This is a genomic window from Streptomyces sp. NPDC051211 (genome assembly GCF_040689505.1).
Taxonomy (GTDB): domain Bacteria; phylum Actinomycetota; class Actinomycetes; order Streptomycetales; family Streptomycetaceae; genus Streptomyces.
Map to the genome: position 1 here is coordinate 60,065 of NZ_JBFBAV010000018.1, position 17,737 is coordinate 77,801.

Annotated in this window: 17 protein-coding genes; all 17 read left to right on the forward strand. The window is 71.6% G+C overall.

Features of this window, described 5'->3' with window-relative positions; genetic code table 11:
- The first annotated feature begins 1 nt into the window (after position 1).
- The 17 genes from AB0447_RS19550 (at position 2) to AB0447_RS19630 (ending at position 17,478) form a co-directional block, all read left to right on the forward strand.
- Complete coding sequence (locus AB0447_RS19550) at positions 2–313, forward strand: STAS domain-containing protein (protein ID WP_366477936.1); 312 nt, start codon at positions 2–4, stop codon at positions 311–313.
- Positions 306–794, forward strand: a complete 489-nt coding sequence (locus tag AB0447_RS19555; RefSeq protein ID WP_366477937.1) for an ATP-binding protein — start codon at positions 306–308, stop codon at positions 792–794. The genes AB0447_RS19550 and AB0447_RS19555 overlap by 8 nt, the downstream gene beginning before the upstream one ends.
- The gene (locus AB0447_RS19560) at positions 776–2,041 is read left to right on the forward strand and encodes a PP2C family protein-serine/threonine phosphatase (RefSeq protein WP_366477938.1); all 1,266 of its coding nucleotides are present in this window, start codon (positions 776–778) and stop codon (positions 2,039–2,041) included. The genes AB0447_RS19555 and AB0447_RS19560 overlap by 19 nt, the downstream gene beginning before the upstream one ends.
- The gene (locus AB0447_RS19565) at positions 2,041–2,799 is read left to right on the forward strand and encodes a MinD/ParA family protein (protein ID WP_366477939.1); all 759 of its coding nucleotides are present in this window, start codon (positions 2,041–2,043) and stop codon (positions 2,797–2,799) included. Before AB0447_RS19560 ends, AB0447_RS19565 begins: the two co-directional genes overlap by 1 nt.
- A gap of 71 nt (positions 2,800–2,870) precedes the next feature.
- Positions 2,871–3,611 carry a type 1 glutamine amidotransferase domain-containing protein gene (locus AB0447_RS19570; RefSeq protein ID WP_366477940.1) on the forward strand — a complete coding sequence of 247 codons (741 nt, stop codon included), beginning with the start codon at positions 2,871–2,873 and terminating at the stop codon, positions 3,609–3,611.
- Positions 3,612–3,643: 32 nt separating this feature from the next.
- Positions 3,644–5,128, forward strand: a complete 1,485-nt coding sequence (locus AB0447_RS19575) for an aldehyde dehydrogenase family protein (protein WP_366477941.1) — start codon at positions 3,644–3,646, stop codon at positions 5,126–5,128.
- Between the two features lie 21 nt (positions 5,129–5,149).
- Complete coding sequence (locus AB0447_RS19580) at positions 5,150–5,764, forward strand: NAD(P)-binding domain-containing protein (protein ID WP_366477943.1); 615 nt, start codon at positions 5,150–5,152, stop codon at positions 5,762–5,764.
- Complete coding sequence (locus AB0447_RS19585) at positions 5,749–6,249, forward strand: (2Fe-2S)-binding protein (RefSeq protein WP_366477944.1); 501 nt, start codon at positions 5,749–5,751, stop codon at positions 6,247–6,249. The genes AB0447_RS19580 and AB0447_RS19585 overlap by 16 nt, the downstream gene beginning before the upstream one ends.
- 3 nt (positions 6,250–6,252) lie before the next feature.
- The gene (locus AB0447_RS19590) at positions 6,253–8,643 is read left to right on the forward strand and encodes a xanthine dehydrogenase family protein molybdopterin-binding subunit (RefSeq protein WP_366477945.1); all 2,391 of its coding nucleotides are present in this window, start codon (positions 6,253–6,255) and stop codon (positions 8,641–8,643) included.
- On the forward strand, positions 8,640–9,464 hold the full coding sequence (locus AB0447_RS19595) for an FAD binding domain-containing protein (RefSeq protein ID WP_366477946.1): 825 nt from the start codon (positions 8,640–8,642) through the stop codon (positions 9,462–9,464). Before AB0447_RS19590 ends, AB0447_RS19595 begins: the two co-directional genes overlap by 4 nt.
- Before the next feature lie 37 nt (positions 9,465–9,501).
- Positions 9,502–10,791: an MFS transporter gene (locus AB0447_RS19600; RefSeq protein WP_366477947.1), complete on the forward strand. Its 1,290-nt coding sequence runs from the start codon at positions 9,502–9,504 to the stop codon at positions 10,789–10,791.
- Complete coding sequence (locus AB0447_RS19605; protein WP_366477948.1) at positions 10,788–12,221, forward strand: ATP-binding protein; 1,434 nt, start codon at positions 10,788–10,790, stop codon at positions 12,219–12,221. The genes AB0447_RS19600 and AB0447_RS19605 overlap by 4 nt, the downstream gene beginning before the upstream one ends.
- A gap of 41 nt (positions 12,222–12,262) precedes the next feature.
- On the forward strand, positions 12,263–12,604 hold the full coding sequence (locus tag AB0447_RS19610; RefSeq protein ID WP_366477949.1) for a nuclear transport factor 2 family protein: 342 nt from the start codon (positions 12,263–12,265) through the stop codon (positions 12,602–12,604).
- 84 nt (positions 12,605–12,688) lie between these two features.
- Positions 12,689–13,333, forward strand: coding sequence for a TMEM175 family protein (locus tag AB0447_RS19615; protein WP_366477950.1), 645 nt, complete (start codon positions 12,689–12,691; stop codon positions 13,331–13,333).
- Between the two features lie 72 nt (positions 13,334–13,405).
- On the forward strand, positions 13,406–14,731 hold the full coding sequence (locus AB0447_RS19620) for a transposase (protein WP_366477951.1): 1,326 nt from the start codon (positions 13,406–13,408) through the stop codon (positions 14,729–14,731).
- A gap of 5 nt (positions 14,732–14,736) precedes the next feature.
- The gene (locus AB0447_RS19625) at positions 14,737–15,897 is read left to right on the forward strand and encodes an XdhC family protein (RefSeq protein ID WP_366477953.1); all 1,161 of its coding nucleotides are present in this window, start codon (positions 14,737–14,739) and stop codon (positions 15,895–15,897) included.
- A gap of 138 nt (positions 15,898–16,035) precedes the next feature.
- Positions 16,036–17,478: a GuaB1 family IMP dehydrogenase-related protein gene (locus AB0447_RS19630; protein WP_366477954.1), complete on the forward strand. Its 1,443-nt coding sequence runs from the start codon at positions 16,036–16,038 to the stop codon at positions 17,476–17,478.
- Positions 17,479–17,737 lie beyond the last annotated feature (259 nt).

Sequence of the window (17,737 nt, forward strand, 5' to 3'; positions counted from 1 at the left end):
CATGCCGCTTTCCGTGTCCCTGAGCATCGAGGGCGACACCACCGTCATCGAGCTGAAGGGCGAGCTGGACGCCAGCACCGCGCCGGACTTCCACCAGACCATCGAGAAGGCCGCCGGACACGGCACCACCACGGTCGAGATCAAGATGGCCGGGGTCGGCTACATGGCCAGCGCCGGACTGCGCTCGCTGGTCTTCGCCCAGCAGAAGGTCGCGAACAACGTCACGATCAAGGTGACCGGCGCCAGCGAGCCGGTCGCCCGCACCATCCGCACCGCGGGCCTGGACCGGAGCATCGTGCTCTCCGATGAGTGAGAGCCACCCACCCCGCAAGGCCAGGACCCCGCTGACCGAACCGGCCGCCGGCGAGCTCCAGGTACCGGCCAGCTTCGGCTCGCTCGCCGCCATCGCCTCCTTCGTGCAGGCGGTGGCGGGACGGGCCGGGCTGGACCGGCGGGCGGCCTACCGGCTCCGGCTCGCCGTGGACGAGCTGGCCACCAACATCGTGATGCACGGGTACCGGGGCGGCGACGGACGGATCACCGTCCGCGGCCGCTCCGGCCCCGGCCGGGCAAGGATCGTCGTCGAGGACAGCGCCCCGGAGTTCGACCCGGTGGCCGGCTGCCTGCCGCCCGCCACCGAACTCCCGCCGGAACAGCGGCGGATCGGCGGCCTCGGCATCCACCTCGCCCTCACCAGCGTCGACGAGTTCAGCTACGTACGGCACGACGGCCGGAACATCAGCACACTGACCGTGAAGGCTGAGGGGACGGACCCATGCCCTCCACAACCGTGATCATCCTCAACGACCACCCGCCCCCTCCGGACAGCCTGCTGGCGGCGCTCCGGACCATGGACGCGGAGCTGGTGGTCCACACCCTGCAGGAGCTGCTCTCCGGCCCGCAGGACCTGCTGCCGGTCGCCGACGTGCTGCTCGCGCCGGCCGAGGTGCCGGGGGAGTCGGTCCGCATGGCCGTCCGGCGGCTGCGCCGCTGGGCCGGGGCACCCATCGTGGTCGTCTGGACCGTGGACCGCTTCGCCGCCCTGGAGGAGCACGTCCGCCTCGGCCACGACTACCTGGTACCGCCGTTCCTGCCGGCCCTGGTCGGCGCCCGCCTGCACAGCTGCTCCGAACGGGCCGAACTGGGCCGCACCCTGCGCGAGGCCGACGCCCGCGCGGAACTCATGGGCTACGAGAAGGAACTGGAGATCGGCCGGGAGATCCAGGCCGGCTTCCTCCCGGAGGCGCTGCCGGTCCCCGACGGCTGGGAGATCGACGTCCGCTTCCGCCCGGCCCGCCAGGTCGCCGGGGACTTCTACGACGTGTTCGAACTGGTCCACCGCCGCCGGCTCGCCGTGGTCGTCGCCGACGTCTGCGACAAAGGGGTCGGCGCGGCCCTCTTCATGGCCCTCATCCGCTCCCTGCTCCGCCACACCGCCGAGAACAGCGGCCTCCAGCACCTGGTGGCGGCCGGCCGGTCCGGCGCCCGGATCCCCGTCGTCGGTGCCACCCCGCTGCTCAACGCGGTCACCGCCACCAACGGCTACCTCACCCGCAACCACCTGCGGCAGGGCTACTTCGCCACCCTGTTCTTCGGCGTGCTCGACCCGCTCACCGGAAGCCTCGTCTACATCAACGGGGGCCACAACCCGCCACTGCTGCTCAGCGCGAACGGCGGAAGTCCCGTGGCCCTGGACGTCACCGGGCCCGCCGTCGGCGTGCTGCCCGACTGCGTCTACACCCTCGGATACGCCCAGCTCGACCCCGGGGACACCCTGTTCGTCTTCACCGACGGGGTTCCGGAGGCGCGCTGCCCGGACGGCCGGTTCCTCGGCGACGACCGGATCGTCGACCTTCTCGTCGGCGACCACACCGGGCCGCCGCGCAGCGGCAGGGACCTGCTCGACCGGATGGACTCGGCGGTGCGCGAGCACACCGGTTCCGCCGAACAGCACGACGACGTCACCATGCTGGCCCTGCACCGGCCACGCGCGGCGCGGGGGCCGCACGCGGACGGTGCCGGCTACCGGGTGGTGGCCTGATGACCCGGACCATCGTGGTGCACTCCCACCGCGGCGGCACGGGAAAGTCCACGGTCCTGGCCAACCTCGCGCTGCTGCTCGCGGACGAGGGACGCCGGGTCGGGGTGGTCGACACCGACATCCAGTCGCCCACCCTGGACCTGCTGTTCCGGCTGCCGCCGGGCGGCGGGTCGCTCACCGACTACCTGCTCGGCCGCTGCGAGATCGAGGCCGCGGCCCATCCGGTGGCCCGGCCCGGGCTGTACGTCGTACCGGCCCGGACCGGCACCACGGCGCTGCGCGAGATCATGGCGACCGGGTACGACGTGGGGCTGCTGCCGGAGGGCTTCGACCGGCTCGCCGACCGGTACGACCTGGACCTGCTGCTGGTCGACACGCACGCCGGACTCAACAACGAGTCGGTGACCGCCATGGCCAGCGCCGACATCCTGGTGCTGCTGGTCCGGGCGGACCGGATCGACCTCTCCGGGGTCGAGGAGACCATCGCCCTGGCCGGGCGGCTCGCCTGCCGGCGGGCCCTGGTGATGAGCATGGCCCCCGAAGGCATGGAGCGGGCACCGGTCCGCCGCCGGGCCGAGGAGGTCTACGGCGCGCCGCTGGCCGGAATCCTGCCGTACGTGCCGGAAATGGCCGCCCTCTACGGCGAACGCATATTCGCCGACGCCCACCCCGACCATCCGCTGGTCGGTGAATTCCGCACCATCATCTCGGCGCTCGACATCGCCATGGACGCACGTGACGAAGTATCGCGTGCCTGACGTCATCCCCTTACGCCCTCTGACAGCGGGCGTGTTGAATCGGCAGCGAATCCAGAACAAGGAGATCAGTCATGAAGATTCTCGTCGTCATGACGGCCAAGGCCACGCTCCATCTGCTGGACGGGGAGCTGCACCCCTCGGGATTCTGGGCCGAGGAATTCGTGGTCCCCTATCAGATCTTCCGCGCCGCCGGACACACCGTCGACGTGGCGACGATCGGCGGCCGGGCTCCCACCGTCGACCAGACCAGCATCGACCCCCAGTTCCTCCAGTGGGTGCGCCCGCAGGGCTCCGAGAACACCGACGAGGCGGCCGCGGCCGAGTACGTCGAGGTCATCGGGTCCACCCCGCAGCTGAAGAACCCCATCGCCCTGGAATCCCTGGGGGAGAAGGACATCGCCGGCTACGACGGCATCTACATCAGCGGCGGCCACGGCGCCATCGGCGACCTGCCCAAGTCCGACGAGCTGGCGCAGCTGCTGCGCTGGGCCATCGCCCAGGACAAGCCGCTCGCCACGGTCTGCCACGGCCACACCTCCCTGCTCGCGCTGCGCGACGGCGAGGGCCGCTGGCCCTTCGAGGGCTACCGGATGACCGCCTTCTCGCACAGCGAGGAGCTCGTCACCAACATGGCCGGCCGGCTCCCGCTGATCCTGGAGGTCGAGCTCACCCGGCTCGGCGCCCGGTACGAGAAGGCCGAAGCGATCTGGGACTCGCACGTGGTGGTCGACCGCAGGCTGACCACCGGCCAGAACCCGTACTCCTCGAAGGCTCTCGCCGAGACCTTCTTACGGCAGCTCGCGCAGGGCTAGACGGCCCCGCACCCCGACACCGGAAGGCAGCCATGACCAAGCGCGCGCTCAGCGACCAGCCCCTGGCCAACCCCGGAAAGCTGTTCATCAACGGCACCTGGGTCCCGGCCCGGGACGGCCGGACGGAGCCGGACATCAGCCCCGTCGACGGACAGGAGATCGTGCCGGTGGCCCAGGCCGCCGCGGCCGACGCCGACGCCGCGGTGGCGGCGGCGCGAGCGGCCTACGAAGAGGGTCCCTGGAGCAGACTGTCCGCCCAGGAACGCGCCCTTCGGCTGAACCGGGTCGGTGAGCTCATCGAGCGGGACCTGGAGGAGATCGCCCTGCTGGAGACCGTGGACATGGGCAAGCCGTTCGCGTTCTCCAGCACGGTCGACGCCCCGATGGCCGCGCAGCTCATGCACTACTACGCCGGTGCCGTCACCCGCGTCGACGGGTCCTCCCGGGCCCCGGCCGGCGGGCAGCTCGCGTACACGCTGCGGGAACCGCTCGGCGTGGTCTGCGCGATCACCCCGTTCAACTTCCCGCTGCTGCTGTCCATGACGAAGATCGCTCCGGCGCTCGCCGCGGGCAACACCGTGGTGCACAAGCCCTCCCCGGCCACCCCGCTGACCGCCCTGAAGATCGCCGAGCTGTTCCAGGAGGCGGAAATCCCGGACGGCGTGTTGAACGTGGTCACCGGTCCGGGCGTGGAACTGGGTGAGACCCTCACCGGCCACCCCGGTATCGACAAGATCGCTTTCACCGGTTCCACCGCCGTCGGCCAGTCCATCATCCGCAAGGCCGCCGGCACCCTCAAGAAGGTCACGATGGAACTCGGCGGCAAGTCCGCCAACATCGTCTTCGCCGACGCCGATCTGGACGCCGCCGAGGAACTGGCCTTCTTCGGCATCTACTACAACAAGGGCGAGATCTGCACGGCCGGCTCCCGCCTGCTGCTCCAGCGCCCGATCCACGACGAACTCGTCGAACGGCTGGTCCGGCGGGCCGCCGCGCTCAAGCCCGGCGACCCGCGCGATCCGGCCACCCTGTTCGGGCCGCTCGCCCACCGCGGCCAGTTCGACAAGGTCAGCTCGTACATCGAGATCGGCGAGAAGGAAGGCGCCAACCTGCGGATCGGCGGCACCGGCTGGACCCCGGAGGGCGCGTCCTCGGAAGGCCTGTACTTCCTGCCGACGATCTTCACCGGCGTCGACAACGGGATGCGGATCGCCCAGGAGGAGATCTTCGGCCCGGTGCTGTCCATCATCCCCTTCGACACCGAGGAGGACGCCGTGCGCATCGCCAACGACAGCGCGTACGGCCTCGCCGCCGGCGTCCACACCAAGGACCTGCGGCGCGCCCACCGGGTGGCGGCGCAGATCAAGGCCGGCACGGTCTGGGTCAACTGCTACAACCAGTACGACCCCTCCGTGCCGTACGGCGGCTACAAGGCCTCCGGCTTCGGCCGCGAATGCGGCCCCGAGTCGCTGGAGAGCTACACCCAGACCAAGTCGGTCTGGATCGGCCTCGACTGACCGGACCTTCAGAGGAGAGTCATGATCACGGGCATCATCGGCACCGGGCGGATCGGATCCACCCTGGCCCGCATCCTGGTGGCCGCAGGCCACCGGGTGGTCCTCGCCAACGCGAGCGGCCCGCACACCCTCGGCCCGCTGCTGGCCGAACTGGGCTCCGCCGCGCAGGCCGCGACCGTCGCCGAGGCGGCGGAGCGGGCCGACCTCCTGGTGCTGATGGTGCCCTTCGACAGCGCCCGAGGGCTGCTGCCGCAGGACGCCGTCCGTGACAAGGTCCTGATCGACGCCATGAACGCGTTCAGCGGCCGCGGCGAGCCCCGGGACCTGGGCGGCCGGAGTTCCAGCGAAATCGTCGCCGACTGGTATCCGGGCGCGCGGCTGGTGAAATCCCTGAACACCATGCACTTCGAAACACTTGCCTTCGCCGGCACCGCACCCGGTGACCGCCTCGCCCATTACACGGCGGGCGACGACGAGAAGGCGAAGGAAATCGTGGCGGGAATCATCAAGGACCTCGGATTCGCCGCCGTGGACACCGGCCCGCTGCACTCCGGTGGAATTCTCCAGCAGCCCGGCGGGCCGCTCTTCAACCGGCCGCTCACGGAAGCGCAGGCAACGGAATGGATCTCACGCTGAACGTCAACGGACTGCCCCGGCAGTTCGCGGCCGAACCCAACGAACTGCTCGTCGAGCGGCTCCGGGACGGGCTCGGCCTCACCGGTACCAAGGTCGGCTGTGACACCGGCCAGTGCGGCTCCTGCGTCGTCCGGCTCGACGGCACCTCCGTCAAGAGCTGCCTGATCCTCACCGCCTCCGCCGCCGGCTCCGAGGTGACCACCATCGAGGGGGTCTCCGCCACACCGGACGGTGAACTCACCGGCCTCCAGGAGGCCCTGCGCCAGGAGCACGGCACCCAGTGCGGGTTCTGCACCCCCGGCATGGTGATGGCGCTGGGCGAGTTCGTCGACAACGCGGCCGCCCGGGGCGCCGACGCCCCCACCGAGCCCGAGATCCGCGAGTGGCTCACCGGCAATCTCTGCCGCTGCACCGGCTACCACAGCGTCGTCCGCGGGGTGCAGCGCGCCTGCTCCGCGCAGGCCGCCGCGAGACAGGAGGGGTGAGCGATGACCGCACCGACGGGGGAAGCGAGCGTCCTCGGCGCGCCGCTGGACAGCCGTGAGGACCCGCAGCTGCTGCGGGGCGAGGCCACGTACATCGCGGACATCGACCTGCCCGGCACCGCCCACATGGCCATCCTGGGCAGCGAGGTCGCGCACGCCCGGATCCTGTCCATCCAGACCAAGGCCGCCGAACAGATGCCGGGCGTGCTGAAGGTGGCCACCGCGGCCGACTTCACCGATGTCATGCCCCTGCCCTGCATCTGGATACCCGGCGGGGTGGAGAGCCACTTCCCGCCCCACCCGTACGGACTGCCCGGCGCCCGCCCGGTCCTCACCGGCGACACCGTCCGGCACGTCGGCGACGCCATCGCCGTGGTCGTCGCCGAGACCCCGCGCCAGGCCGCCGCCGCGCTCGCCGCCATCACCGTGGACTACGAGCCGCTGCCCGTGGTCACCCGGGCCGACCAGGCCCTCGCCGAGGGCGCCCCGCAGCTCCACCAAGCCGTCCCCGGCAACCTCAACGCGTACTGGACCTGCGGCGACAAGGAGCGCACCGACGCCGCCCTGGCCGCCGCCGAGGTCACCGTAGAGCTGGACCTCGTCAACCAGCGCACCATCAACAGCCCCATCGAACCGCGCGGCGCCGTCGGCGACTACGACCGGGCCACCGGCGAGTACACCCTCTACGCCTCCACCCAGGGCCCGCACAACCACCGCTTCCTGCTGTCCGCCCTGGTCCTCGGGATCCCCTTCAACAAGCTCCGGGTGGTCGCCCCGACCGTCGGCGGCAGCTTCGGCACCAAGGGCTACCTCTACCCCGACATGGCGCTGGTCCTGCTGCTGTCCAAGGCGCTCGGCCGCCCGGTCAAGTGGGTGGACACCCGCACCGGCCTGATGAACTCCACCGTCCAGGGCCGCGACCACCGCCAGCACGTCACCCTGGCCGGCACCCGCGACGGCCGCATCACCGCCGTCCGCTGCACCAGCTACGCCAACCTCGGCGCCTACCCCTCCACCATCGGACCCGGAGTCGCGACCGCCCTGATGGGCCGCTCCATCAGCGGCATGTACCAGATCGACGCCGCCTTCTGCGAGGTCTACGCGGCCTTCACCAACACCGTCCCGCTCGGCGCCCAGCGGGGCAGCGGCCGCGCCGAGGCCGCCTTCCTGATGGAACGCCTCGTCGACCGGTACGCCGCCGAGATCGGCATGGACCCGGCCGCCGTCCGCCGCCGGAACCTGGTCCCCGCCGAGAAGTTCCCGTACGACAACGGGCTCGGCTGGACCTACGACTCCGGCAACTACGCGGAGAACTTCGACAAGGCCCTGGAGCTCGCCGGATACGCCGACATGCCCGCCCGGAAGGCCGAGGCCCGCACCCGCGGCAAGCGGCTGGGCGTCGGCATCGCCACCTACGTGGCGATCTGCGGGGTCGGCCCGTCCACCCGGATGTCCCAGGAAGGCATGCTCGGCGGCACCTGGGAGAGCGCCAACATCCGCGTCCACCCGACCGGCGAGGTCTCCGTCACCGTCGGCTCCGCCTCCACCGGCCAGAGCCACGGCACCGTCTTCGCCCAGGTCGCGGCCGCCGAGCTCGGCATCGACCCGGCCACCGTGAACGTCTACGAGGGCGACACCCTCAAGGCCCCCTACGGCCAGGGCACCTACGGCAGCCGCTCCTACAGCATGGCCGCGCCGGCCGTCGCGCTCACCGCCCGGAAGATCAAGAGCAAGCTGGTCCGGGCCGGCGCCGTCTTCCTCGGCATCCCCGAGGAGAAGGCCGTGTACGCCGACGGGAAGGTCTTCGAGGAGGGCAACCCGGAGAACGCCAAGACCTTCGCCGAACTCGCCATGTCCATGTGGTACGGCTGGGGCCTGCCGCCGGAGATCGAACCGGCCCTCGACGAGACCACCCACTTCGACCCGCCGGACTTCAACTACCCCTTCGGCAGCCACGTCGCGGTCGTCGAGATCGACGAACTCACCGGCGAGACCGAGGTGGTCGCCTACACGGCGGTCGACGACGCGGGCAACATCGGCAACCCCAAGGTCGTCCTCGGCCAGATCGAGGGATCGATCCTGCACGGCCTCGGCCAAGCCCTGATGGAAGCCGCCGAATACGACACCGACGGCCGGCTGCTCACCGCCGACCTCACCGGCTACGCCCTGCCGCGCGCCGCCGACGCGCCCTTCTTCACCCTCGGCAAGACCGTCACGCCCAGCCCGCACAACCCGCTGGGCGCCAAGGGCGCCGGCGAGATCGCCACCGTGCCGCCCGCCGCGGCCGTGGTCAACGCGGTCGTGGACGCCCTGTCCGACCTCGGCGTGCAGCACATCGACATGCCGGTCACCCCCGAGAAGGTCTGGCGCACCATGCAAGGAGGAGACCGGTGATCCTCACCGCATTCGACTACGTCCGGCCGGCCGGCCTGGACGAGGCCCTCACCCTCCTCTCCGGCGGTACGGGCATCCGCGTGCTGGCCGGCGGCCAGAGCCTGCTGCCCGAGCTCCGCAAGGGCACGGCCACCGCCCGGCTGCTGGTCGACGTACGCCGGCTCGACGAGCTCCGCGGGGTCGCCGGCACCGCCGGCGGAGGGCTCCGGATCGGCGCCCTGACCACCCTGGCCGAGCTCGCCGCCCACCCCCGGGTGCGGGCGGTGGCACCGGAACTGGCGGCGGCCGCCCGCGCCAACGGCGACCCGCAGGTCCGCAACCTCGGCACCGTCGGCGGCAACCTCGCCGCCGGCGGGCGGGCCACCGACCTGCCGGTGGCCGCCGTCGCCGCCGGCGCCCTGGTCGAACTGGCCGGACCGGGCGGGCGGACCACCGTGCCGGCCGAGGAGTTCGCGGCCGCCGGACCCCCGCCGGCCTCCCTGGTCACCGCCCTGCTGGTGACCGACGCCGGCCCGGCCGCCGCCTTCGAAAAGACCGCCGACCGGGCCACCCGCTACCCGGTCTGCGCGGCAGCGGTACGCATCACCGCCGACGGGCCGCGCATCGCCGTCGCCGGCGCCACCCAGCGCCCGCTGCGGCTCACCGGGGTCGAAGACCGGCTCCGCGGCACCGCCCACACCACCGAGGCCGTCCTCGCGGCCTTCCGCGCCGAACCCCGGGAACTCTTCGTCCCCGGCCGCGGCACCTCGGCCGAATACCTCGGCCATCTCGCGGGCGTCCTGACCGCCCGCGCGCTCGCGCGGGCCCAGGCCCTGACCTGACCGGCCCTGACCGCCGTCCCACGGGGGAGTGACAGCAGTGGCAGGCAACACCTCGAAGCCCACGACCAGCACGCCGACCACAGGAGTCACGGTGCCACCGTCCGCTCCGCGAGCGACGCCCGCCGCCGCACCCGGAGGCTCCGGCTTCCGGGTCGTCGGGGCGGTCCTGGTCCTGCTGATGCTGTCCTCCTCCGTACCCTCCGCCCTCTACGTCCTCTACCAGGACCGGTGGGACCTCTCCTCCGGCATGATCACGGTGGTCTTCGCCCTGTACGCGGTCACCGTGCTCGCCGGCCTGCTGCTCTTCGGCTCGCTCTCCGACACCCTCGGCCGGCGCCCGGTCCTCGCCGCCGGCCTGATCCTGGCCATCGCGTCCATGGGCCTGTTCGCCGCCGCCCAGGGCCTGGGCTGGCTGCTCGCCGCCCGGGCCGTCCAGGGCCTCGCGGTGGGCCTGGCCACCGGGGCGATGGGCGCCGCCCTGCTGGAACTCGCCCCCCGGAACCGGCCCGCGCTCGGCGCTCAGGTCAACAGCGCCGGGCCCACCGTCGGCATCGGACTGGGCGGTATCGGAGCGGGGCTCCTCGTCCAGTACGCGCCCGCCCCGACCTCGCTCAGCTACCTGCTGCTGATCGCCGCCTTCGCCCTCTGCCTCGCGGGGGTGCTGCGGATGCCGGAGAGCGCTCCCGGCGCCGGCCGCTCCGGCGGGTTCAAGCTGACCCCGCACCGGATCCACGTGCCGGCACCGGTCCGCCGCCGCTTCGCCGTCCTCGTCCTCACCATCATCGCCGTCTGGTCGGTCGGCGGCTTCTACCTCTCGCTCGGCCCGCACCTGGCCCTGTCCCTGCTGGAGAGCACCAACTACCTGGTCGGCGGCGCCACCGTGGCCCTGCTGGCCGGCGCGGCCACCGCCGCCCAGCTGGCGCTCGGCCGCACCGAGGCACTGCGCACGGCGGTCCTCGGACTGTGCGGGCTGATCACCGGACTCGGCCTGGTGCTGCTCGCCCTCGGCCTCGGCTCGGCCGCCGTGTTCCTGGTGGCCACCGCCGTCCTCGGCAGCGGCTGGGGCGCCGCCTTCCTCGGCTCCTTCCGGGCCCTGAGCATGCTCGCCGACCCCGCCCACCGCGGCGAACTCACCGCCGCCGTCTACGTCTTCGCCTATCTCGCGATGAGCGTGCCCGCGGTGCTCGCCGGACTGCTCACCAACATCCACGGACTGCACCGCACCTCGGTCGGCTTCATGGCCGCGGTCGCCGCGATGTGCGCGCTCGCGCTGCTGGCGACCCTGCGGCTGGCCGCCCGTACCAGGGCCGAGGGGAGCACGGAATGACCGACGGGGAACTGCGGGCCGCCCTGCACGGGCTGGAGGTCTTCGCCGGACTCACCGAGGACCAGCTGGACTGGCTGGTGTCGGTGTCCGAACCGCGGGTGCTGCCCGACGGGGCGGTGCTCTTCCGGGACGGGGACGAGGCCCGGGAGTTCCACGTGCTGCTCTCCGGCGGCCTGGTGGTCACCAAGGTGGTGGACGGCCGGGAGGAGGTGCTCACCCGCCACTCCACCGAGGAGGAGACCGCCGAGGAACACGACGGCAAACCCGCCGCCGCCCACCGGTTCACCGGGGAACTGCCGCTGCTCACCGAGGGCAACTACGTGGCGACCGCCGCCGCCAGCGGACCGGCGACCACGGTGGTCGCCTACTCGAAACCGGCCTTCTTCGAGATGCTGACCCGCTGCCACGGGGTGGCCGCCGTGCTGATCCCGGTGCTGGCCTGGCGGATCAAGTCCTCCGAGGTGCAGGCCCGCAAGCGGGCCACCGTGGAGGCCCTGGGCACCCTGGCCGCCGGGCTGGCGCACGAACTGAACAATCCGGCGGCGGCGGTGGCCCGGGCCGCCCAGGAACTCGGGCCGGCCCTGGACCGGCTCACCCGCACCGCGCAGGCCTGGGGCGCGGCGGCCGGCGGCGCCGAACGCCCCGTACTCGACCGGCTGGCCGACGAGCTGGACAAGGTGCCCCCGCCGGCCACCACCGATCCGCTCGCGCAGGCCGACGCCGAGGAGGAGATCGCCGACTGGGCCGAGGAGGCCGGTGCCGAACAGCCCGGACTGCTCGGTGCCGGCATCGCCGACCTCGGGCTGGAACTGGACTGGCTGCGGGACCGGCTGGCCGGCGTGGGCGAACCCGCCCGGCCCGCCGCCCTGGACCATCTCGCGGCCCTGCTGGAGACCCGGGCGCTCGCCGCAGAGCTGCGCGCGGCCGGCCCGCGGATCTCCCAACTGGTCGCGGCCACCCGGGATTACGCCAATCTCGACCGGGCCCCCGAGCAGCGGTTCGCGGTCACCGACGGCCTGGAGAACACCCTCGTCGTGCTCCGGGCCAAGCTGGCCGGCATCACCATCGTGCGGGCCTACGAGCCGGATCTACCCGAAATGACCGGCTATCCAAGTGAGTTGAACCAGGTGTGGACCAACCTGGTCGACAACGCGGCCGAGGCCATGGAAGGCGCCGGAGTGCTCACCCTGCGTGCCCGCACGGAGGGCGGCTGCATGGTCGTCGAGGTCGCCGACACCGGCCGCGGCATCCCGGAGGAGTCCCTCCCGCGCATCTTCGAACCGTTCTACACCACCAAGGACGTGGGGAAGGGGACTGGTCTGGGGCTGCACCTGAGCTACCGGATCGTGACCCAGCGCCACCACGGCTCGCTCACGGCGCGTTCCCGGCCGGGCGAGACCCGCATGATCGTCCGTCTGCCCATCGGCTGAGCCGTTCAGCCGAAGCCCGTCAACCGAGAAACGGAGCCGACATGGCCACGTACGACATCGCCAAACTGCACCCCGTGTTCGTCCGCCAGATGGACGCCCTCGCCGCGCTCGACATCGACGCGGTGATGAAGAACTACACGGACGACGCCGTACTCCTGCGATTCGAAGGAGTATCGGTCGGAATCGACGCCGTACGTGAGACGTTCACCGGCTATCTCACTCTGAAGCCCACCCTCGTTGAACTCCAGGAGTACATCGAGACCGAGGACACGATCTTCTATCGGGCGATCATGAACCTCAATGGAGAGCCGGAGCATGCGTTCGGGACACTGGTGGTCCGCGATGGCCGAATCTGGCGGCAGACGGCCGGCTTCGGCAGCTGACCCCGGATATCCGGGTAGCGTACGCGGGGAGGGTGGCGGGCCACCCTCCCCGCTGGCATCCAATCACACGGCAAAGGGGAGGCCATGGAACAGGAAACCGGCCGGGTCGAGGCATTCAGTGACGGCGTATTCGCCATTGTCATCACGATTCTCGTCCTGGAGATCAAGGTGCCGGAGGAACACGGCTCCGACCTGTGGCACGGATTATGGGCGCAGTGGCCGCATTATGCGGCGTACGTCGTGAGTTTCCTCATCATCGGCGTCATGTGGGTCAATCACCACACCATCTTCGGTCACCTCAAGCGGGTCGACCGGCCGCTGCTCTTCCTCAATCTCCTGGTACTGATGGTGGTTTCGGTGATTCCGTGGACCACCTCGGTCCTCGCCGAACACCTCAAGGACGGCGAAGCGGCCAAGGTGGCCGCAATCCTGTACAGCTCCTGGACGGTCATCTACGCTCTGGCCTTCACCGCCTTCTGGTGGTACGTCACACGGGTCGGGCACCTCTTCCACGAAACAGTGGACAAGGACGGCGCACGCGCCACACGGATGCGCTTCGGTCTCGGCGCCATCGCCTATCCCGTCACTGTCGCCCTGTCGTTCTTTTCCGCGACGCTCGCCCTTGTGGCACACTTCCTCATCGCCATCTACTATGCGGCGAACCAGATCCCCATCCCCCTCGTGGTAGAGGAAGAGCGGCTCGAATCTGCCAGCGACCTCAGGAAGTAGCCGCCAGGGCCTACGGACGTATCCACCGGTCAAGTAGGGTATTGGATCTAGCTGGTCGCGGGGGAGGCGCAGATGGCTCGCGTAGTCCTGCCGGAGGAATCCGCCAAGGAAGTCTCCGAATTAATCGACATACTGATACCTCTGTTCTTCGAATCATTACCCCGGCGGGACCAGAGAAACTGGGCCCGCGTGTACCTGAACGGCCTCGTCCGTACCACCGGCAAGAAAACGATCCGCAACATCGCCGGCACCGGGGCCAGTTCCGTGGAACAGAGTCTCCAGCAGTTCATCAGTAAGTCGCCCTGGGACTGGACCCCGGTCCGCCGCTCGCTCGCCCAGCACCTCGAACGCACCGCACAGCGCCCCCTGGCCTGGGTCGTCCAGCCCATGGTGATAGAGAAGGCCGGGGACCGCTCGGTCGGTGTCGGCCGCCAGTTCGTCCCCCAGCTGGGCCGCACCGCCAACTGCCAGCAGGCCAGTGGAATCTGGCTCGCCTCCAGCGAAGCCGGCTTCCCGGTCGAATGGACCCTCACCCTGCCCGGCCCCTGGACCAGCGAACTGCTCCGCCGCCGCCGGGCAGGCATACCCGACACCGCCCGCTCCCTCACCCCCGCCCAGGACGCCGTACACGCCGTCCAGCGGATGGCCGCCGGCTGGCAACTCCAGCGCCGGCCCGTGGTGATGGAGGTGGGCAATGCGGAACTCCCGCAGTGCATAGAAGCACTCTCCCTCCAGGACATCCCCTTCGTTCTGAAGGTGGACGGCTCGGTGCCCGTCTCCTTCGGCGGCGCCGGACGCCACAAACCCGGCCCGCACACCGCGCCCGCCCGTGAACTCATCGACTCCCTGCGCTCCCAGCGCCGGGTCGTCGAATGGACCCGCCACGGCCGGGCCGAAGGCGCCGTCACCCTGCTCACCTCGGCCGCCATCCTCGCCGCCCCCGCCGAGGACCGGCCGGTACCCGCGCCGCCCACCCCGCTGCTGCTGGTCGGGGCCTGGACCGAAGCCGCCCTGCTGCCCTCCGAGTTCTGGATCACCAACATCGGGGACCGGCCGCTCGCCCAGCTGTTCCTGCTGGCCAAGCTCACCGACCGGGTCGCACTGGACTACGCCGAGGTGTGCGAACCCGTCGGCATCCGGGACTTCGAGGGCCGCTCCTTCCGCGGCTGGCACCACCACGTCACCCTCGCCAGCGTCGCGCACGCCGCGATGCTGCTCGGCGCCCGCGCCCACCGCACGAGCAGCCCCGGCCACACCGGCAGCACGGGCGGGCCCGGCAGTACGGCCGTCGGCCCCGCCGGCCGGCCGCCGTACGCCGGCCCGCACCGGCCCGCCCCCCTGCTGCCGCCCCGCCCCTTCGTGCCCGGCCAGGCCGGCCGGCGCGAGTACATCCGCTGACGCGCATGCTGGACATCGCCGAAGAACTACGCGCGTGGTGTGCCGCGCACCGGGAGTTCGCACTGGCCACGGTCGTCTCGGTGAGCGGCAGCGCCCCACGCGGCCCCGGCGCCTCACTCGCCGTCGACGACCGGGGCACGGCGCTGGGCAGCATCTCCGGAGGCTGTGTGGAGTCGGCCGCGCACGAGCTGTGCCTGGACGCCATCGCCTCCGGGGAGGGCGGCCTCCACCGGTTCGGCTACAGCGACGACGACGCCTTCGCCGTCGGCCTGACCTGCGGCGGAGTCCTCGACGTCCTGATCACCCCGGTCCGCGGCCAGGACCCGGTACGGCCCGTCCTCGGCACGGTCCTCGACACCACCGCCCGCGGCGGCCGGGCCGCCCTCGCCCGGGTGGTCAGCGGCCCCCCGGAACACCACGGCCGGGCCCTCGCCGTCCGGCCCGACGGCTCGTACGAGGGCGGGCTCGGCGGCGGCAGCGCACTCGACCGGGCCGCCGCCGACCGGGTCCGGGCCCTGCTGCTGGCCGGCCGCACCGGCACCGCGGAACTCGGCACCGCCGGCGGGCTGTGCGGGGAACCCCTGACCCTGCTCGTCGAATCGGCCGCCGAACCGCCCCGGCTGCTGGTCTACGGGGCCATCGACTTCGCCGCCGCCCTCGCCCGGATCGGCGGCTTCCTGGGCCACCGGGTCACCGTCTGCGACGCCCGGCCCGTGTTCGCCACCCCCGCCCGCTTCCCGGACGCGGACGAGGTCGTCGTCGACTGGCCGCACCGGCACCTCGCGGCCGAATGGGAAGCCGGCCGCCTGGACTCCCGTACCGCCGTCTGCGTACTCACCCACGACGCCAAGTTCGACGTACCCCTGCTGGCCCTGGCCCTGCGGCTGCCCCTCGGCTACGTCGGCGCCATGGGCTCCCGCCGCACCCACGAGGAGCGGACCGCACGGCTGCGCGCCGAAGGGGTGACGAGGTCGGCGCTCGGCCGGCTCCGCTCGCCCATCGGCCTGGACCTGGGGGCCGGCACCCCCGAGGAGACCGCCCTGTCCATCGCGGCCGAGCTCACCGCGGTACGCCACGCCGCCACCGCGGCCCCGCTGACCGGCGGCCGGACCCCGATCCACCGCCGCACGCACCGTGAAACCCGCAGCGGGACCATGGTCCCGTAGGAAAAGACCAACCGGACCGAAATGTCCTGGACGATCGGCCCGGGCGGCATGAACCCCCGGACATGGGAGAATGAAGTACGTGCGTTTTCCTCGGCTGCCCTGTCCGAGGGTCACCATCGATCGACTGGGATTTAGCACGTGCGTTTCCTCAATGACCTGAAGCCGCCGTACGACCTCACGTACGACGACGTATTCATGGTGCCGAGCCGCTCGGCGGTGGGTTCCCGCCAGGGCGTCGACCTCTCCTCGCCCGACGGCACCGGGACGACCATCCCCCTCGTCGTCGCGAACATGACCGCCATTGCCGGCCGCCGGATGGCCGAGACCGTCGCCCGCCGCGGCGGCATCGTCGTCATCCCGCAGGACATCCCGATCGATGTCGTCACCGACGTCATCTCCTGGGTGAAGACCCGCCACCTGGTGCTCGACACCCCGATCACCCTGGCGCCCACCCAGACCGTCGCCGACGCGCTCTCCCTGCTGCACAAGCGGGCCCACGGCGCCGGCGTCGTCGTCGACGCCGACAACCGGCCGATCGGTGTCGTCACCGAGCACGACCTGTCCGGCGTGGACCGCTTCACCCAGCTCTCCGAGGTCATGTCGAAGGAGCTGCTGCTCATCGACGCCGACATCGACCCCCGCGAGGCCTTCAACAAGCTCGACGCCGGCCACCGAAAGCTGGCCCCCGCGGTCGACCGGGACGGCCGCCTCGTCGGCATCCTGACCCGCAAGGCTGCCCTGCGCGCGACCCTCTACACCCCGGCCACCGACGCCAACGGCAAGCTGCGCATCGCCGCCGCCGTCGGCATCAACGGCGACTACGTGGAGAAGGCCAAGCAGCTGCTCGACGCGGGCGTGGACACGCTCGTCATCGACACGGCGCACGGCCACCAGGAGTCGATGATCAACGCGATCAAGGCCGTCCGCGCGCTGGACCCGCAGGTCCCGATCGTGGCCGGCAACATCGTCGCCGCCGAGGGCGTCAAGGACCTCGTCGAGGCCGGCGCCGACATCATCAAGGTCGGTGTGGGCCCCGGCGCCATGTGCACCACCCGCATGATGACCGGTGTGGGCCGCCCGCAGTTCTCCGCGGTGCTGGAGTGCGCCGCCGAGGCCAAGAAGTACGGCAAGCACGTGTGGGCCGACGGCGGTGTCCGCCACCCGCGCGACGTGGCGATGGCGCTGGCCGCCGGCGCCTCCAACGTGATGATCGGCTCCTGGTTCGCCGGGACCTACGAGTCCCCGGGCGACCTCCAGCAGTCCGCCGACGGCCGCCTGTACAAGGAGTCCTTCGGCATGGCGTCGGCGCGCGCCGTGCAGAACCGGACCAGCGAGGAGTCCGCCTACGACCGGGCCCGCAAGGGGCTGTTCGAGGAGGGCATCTCCACCTCGCGGATGTTCCTCGACCCGGCCCGCCCGGGCGTCGAGGACCTGATCGACTCGATCATCGCCGGTGTCCGCTCCTCCTGCACCTACGCCGGTGCCGGCTCCCTCGCGGAGTTCGAGGAGAAGGCCGTCGTCGGCATCCAGTCGGCCGCCGGCTACGCCGAGGGCAAGCCGCTGCACGCCAGCTGGAGCTAGCCGCCGCAGGGTGACCGTAGGTGACCGTACCGCCCGCCCTGCCGCGTCCGAACGGATGCGGCAGGGCGGGCGTCGTCGTGCCGGGGGACACTGCGTTCCAGCTGCTGTCCCGGCTTCGGCTTTCCCGGCTTCCCGCCTTTCCGGCTTCCCGCTCTTCCGGCTCCCGCCGTGCCGGCGGCGCCCGGCGGAAGAATCCCGTGATCCGATTGAACCGGTCCGCTGCCGCCCGACCGTTCGCCCGGCCGCAGGTCCGCCGCTC

Bases quoted from the DNA above. Each gene is read 5' to 3' on its own strand.
- AB0447_RS19550 (WP_366477936.1), top strand. From the start codon at position 2: ATGCCGCTTTCCGTGTCCCTGAGCATCGAGGGCGACACCACCGTCATC.
- AB0447_RS19555 (WP_366477937.1), top strand. From the start codon at position 306: ATGAGTGAGAGCCACCCACCCCGCAAGGCCAGGACCCCGCTGACCGAA.
- AB0447_RS19560 (WP_366477938.1), top strand. From the start codon at position 776: ATGCCCTCCACAACCGTGATCATCCTCAACGACCACCCGCCCCCTCCG.
- AB0447_RS19565 (WP_366477939.1), top strand. From the start codon at position 2,041: ATGACCCGGACCATCGTGGTGCACTCCCACCGCGGCGGCACGGGAAAG.
- AB0447_RS19570 (WP_366477940.1), top strand. From the start codon at position 2,871: ATGAAGATTCTCGTCGTCATGACGGCCAAGGCCACGCTCCATCTGCTG.
- AB0447_RS19575 (WP_366477941.1), top strand. From the start codon at position 3,644: ATGACCAAGCGCGCGCTCAGCGACCAGCCCCTGGCCAACCCCGGAAAG.
- AB0447_RS19580 (WP_366477943.1), top strand. From the start codon at position 5,150: ATGATCACGGGCATCATCGGCACCGGGCGGATCGGATCCACCCTGGCC.
- AB0447_RS19585 (WP_366477944.1), top strand. From the start codon at position 5,749: ATGGATCTCACGCTGAACGTCAACGGACTGCCCCGGCAGTTCGCGGCC.
- AB0447_RS19590 (WP_366477945.1), top strand. From the start codon at position 6,253: ATGACCGCACCGACGGGGGAAGCGAGCGTCCTCGGCGCGCCGCTGGAC.
- AB0447_RS19605 (WP_366477948.1), top strand. From the start codon at position 10,788: ATGACCGACGGGGAACTGCGGGCCGCCCTGCACGGGCTGGAGGTCTTC.
- AB0447_RS19610 (WP_366477949.1), top strand. From the start codon at position 12,263: ATGGCCACGTACGACATCGCCAAACTGCACCCCGTGTTCGTCCGCCAG.
- AB0447_RS19615 (WP_366477950.1), top strand. From the start codon at position 12,689: ATGGAACAGGAAACCGGCCGGGTCGAGGCATTCAGTGACGGCGTATTC.
- AB0447_RS19620 (WP_366477951.1), top strand. From the start codon at position 13,406: ATGGCTCGCGTAGTCCTGCCGGAGGAATCCGCCAAGGAAGTCTCCGAA.
- AB0447_RS19625 (WP_366477953.1), top strand. From the start codon at position 14,737: ATGCTGGACATCGCCGAAGAACTACGCGCGTGGTGTGCCGCGCACCGG.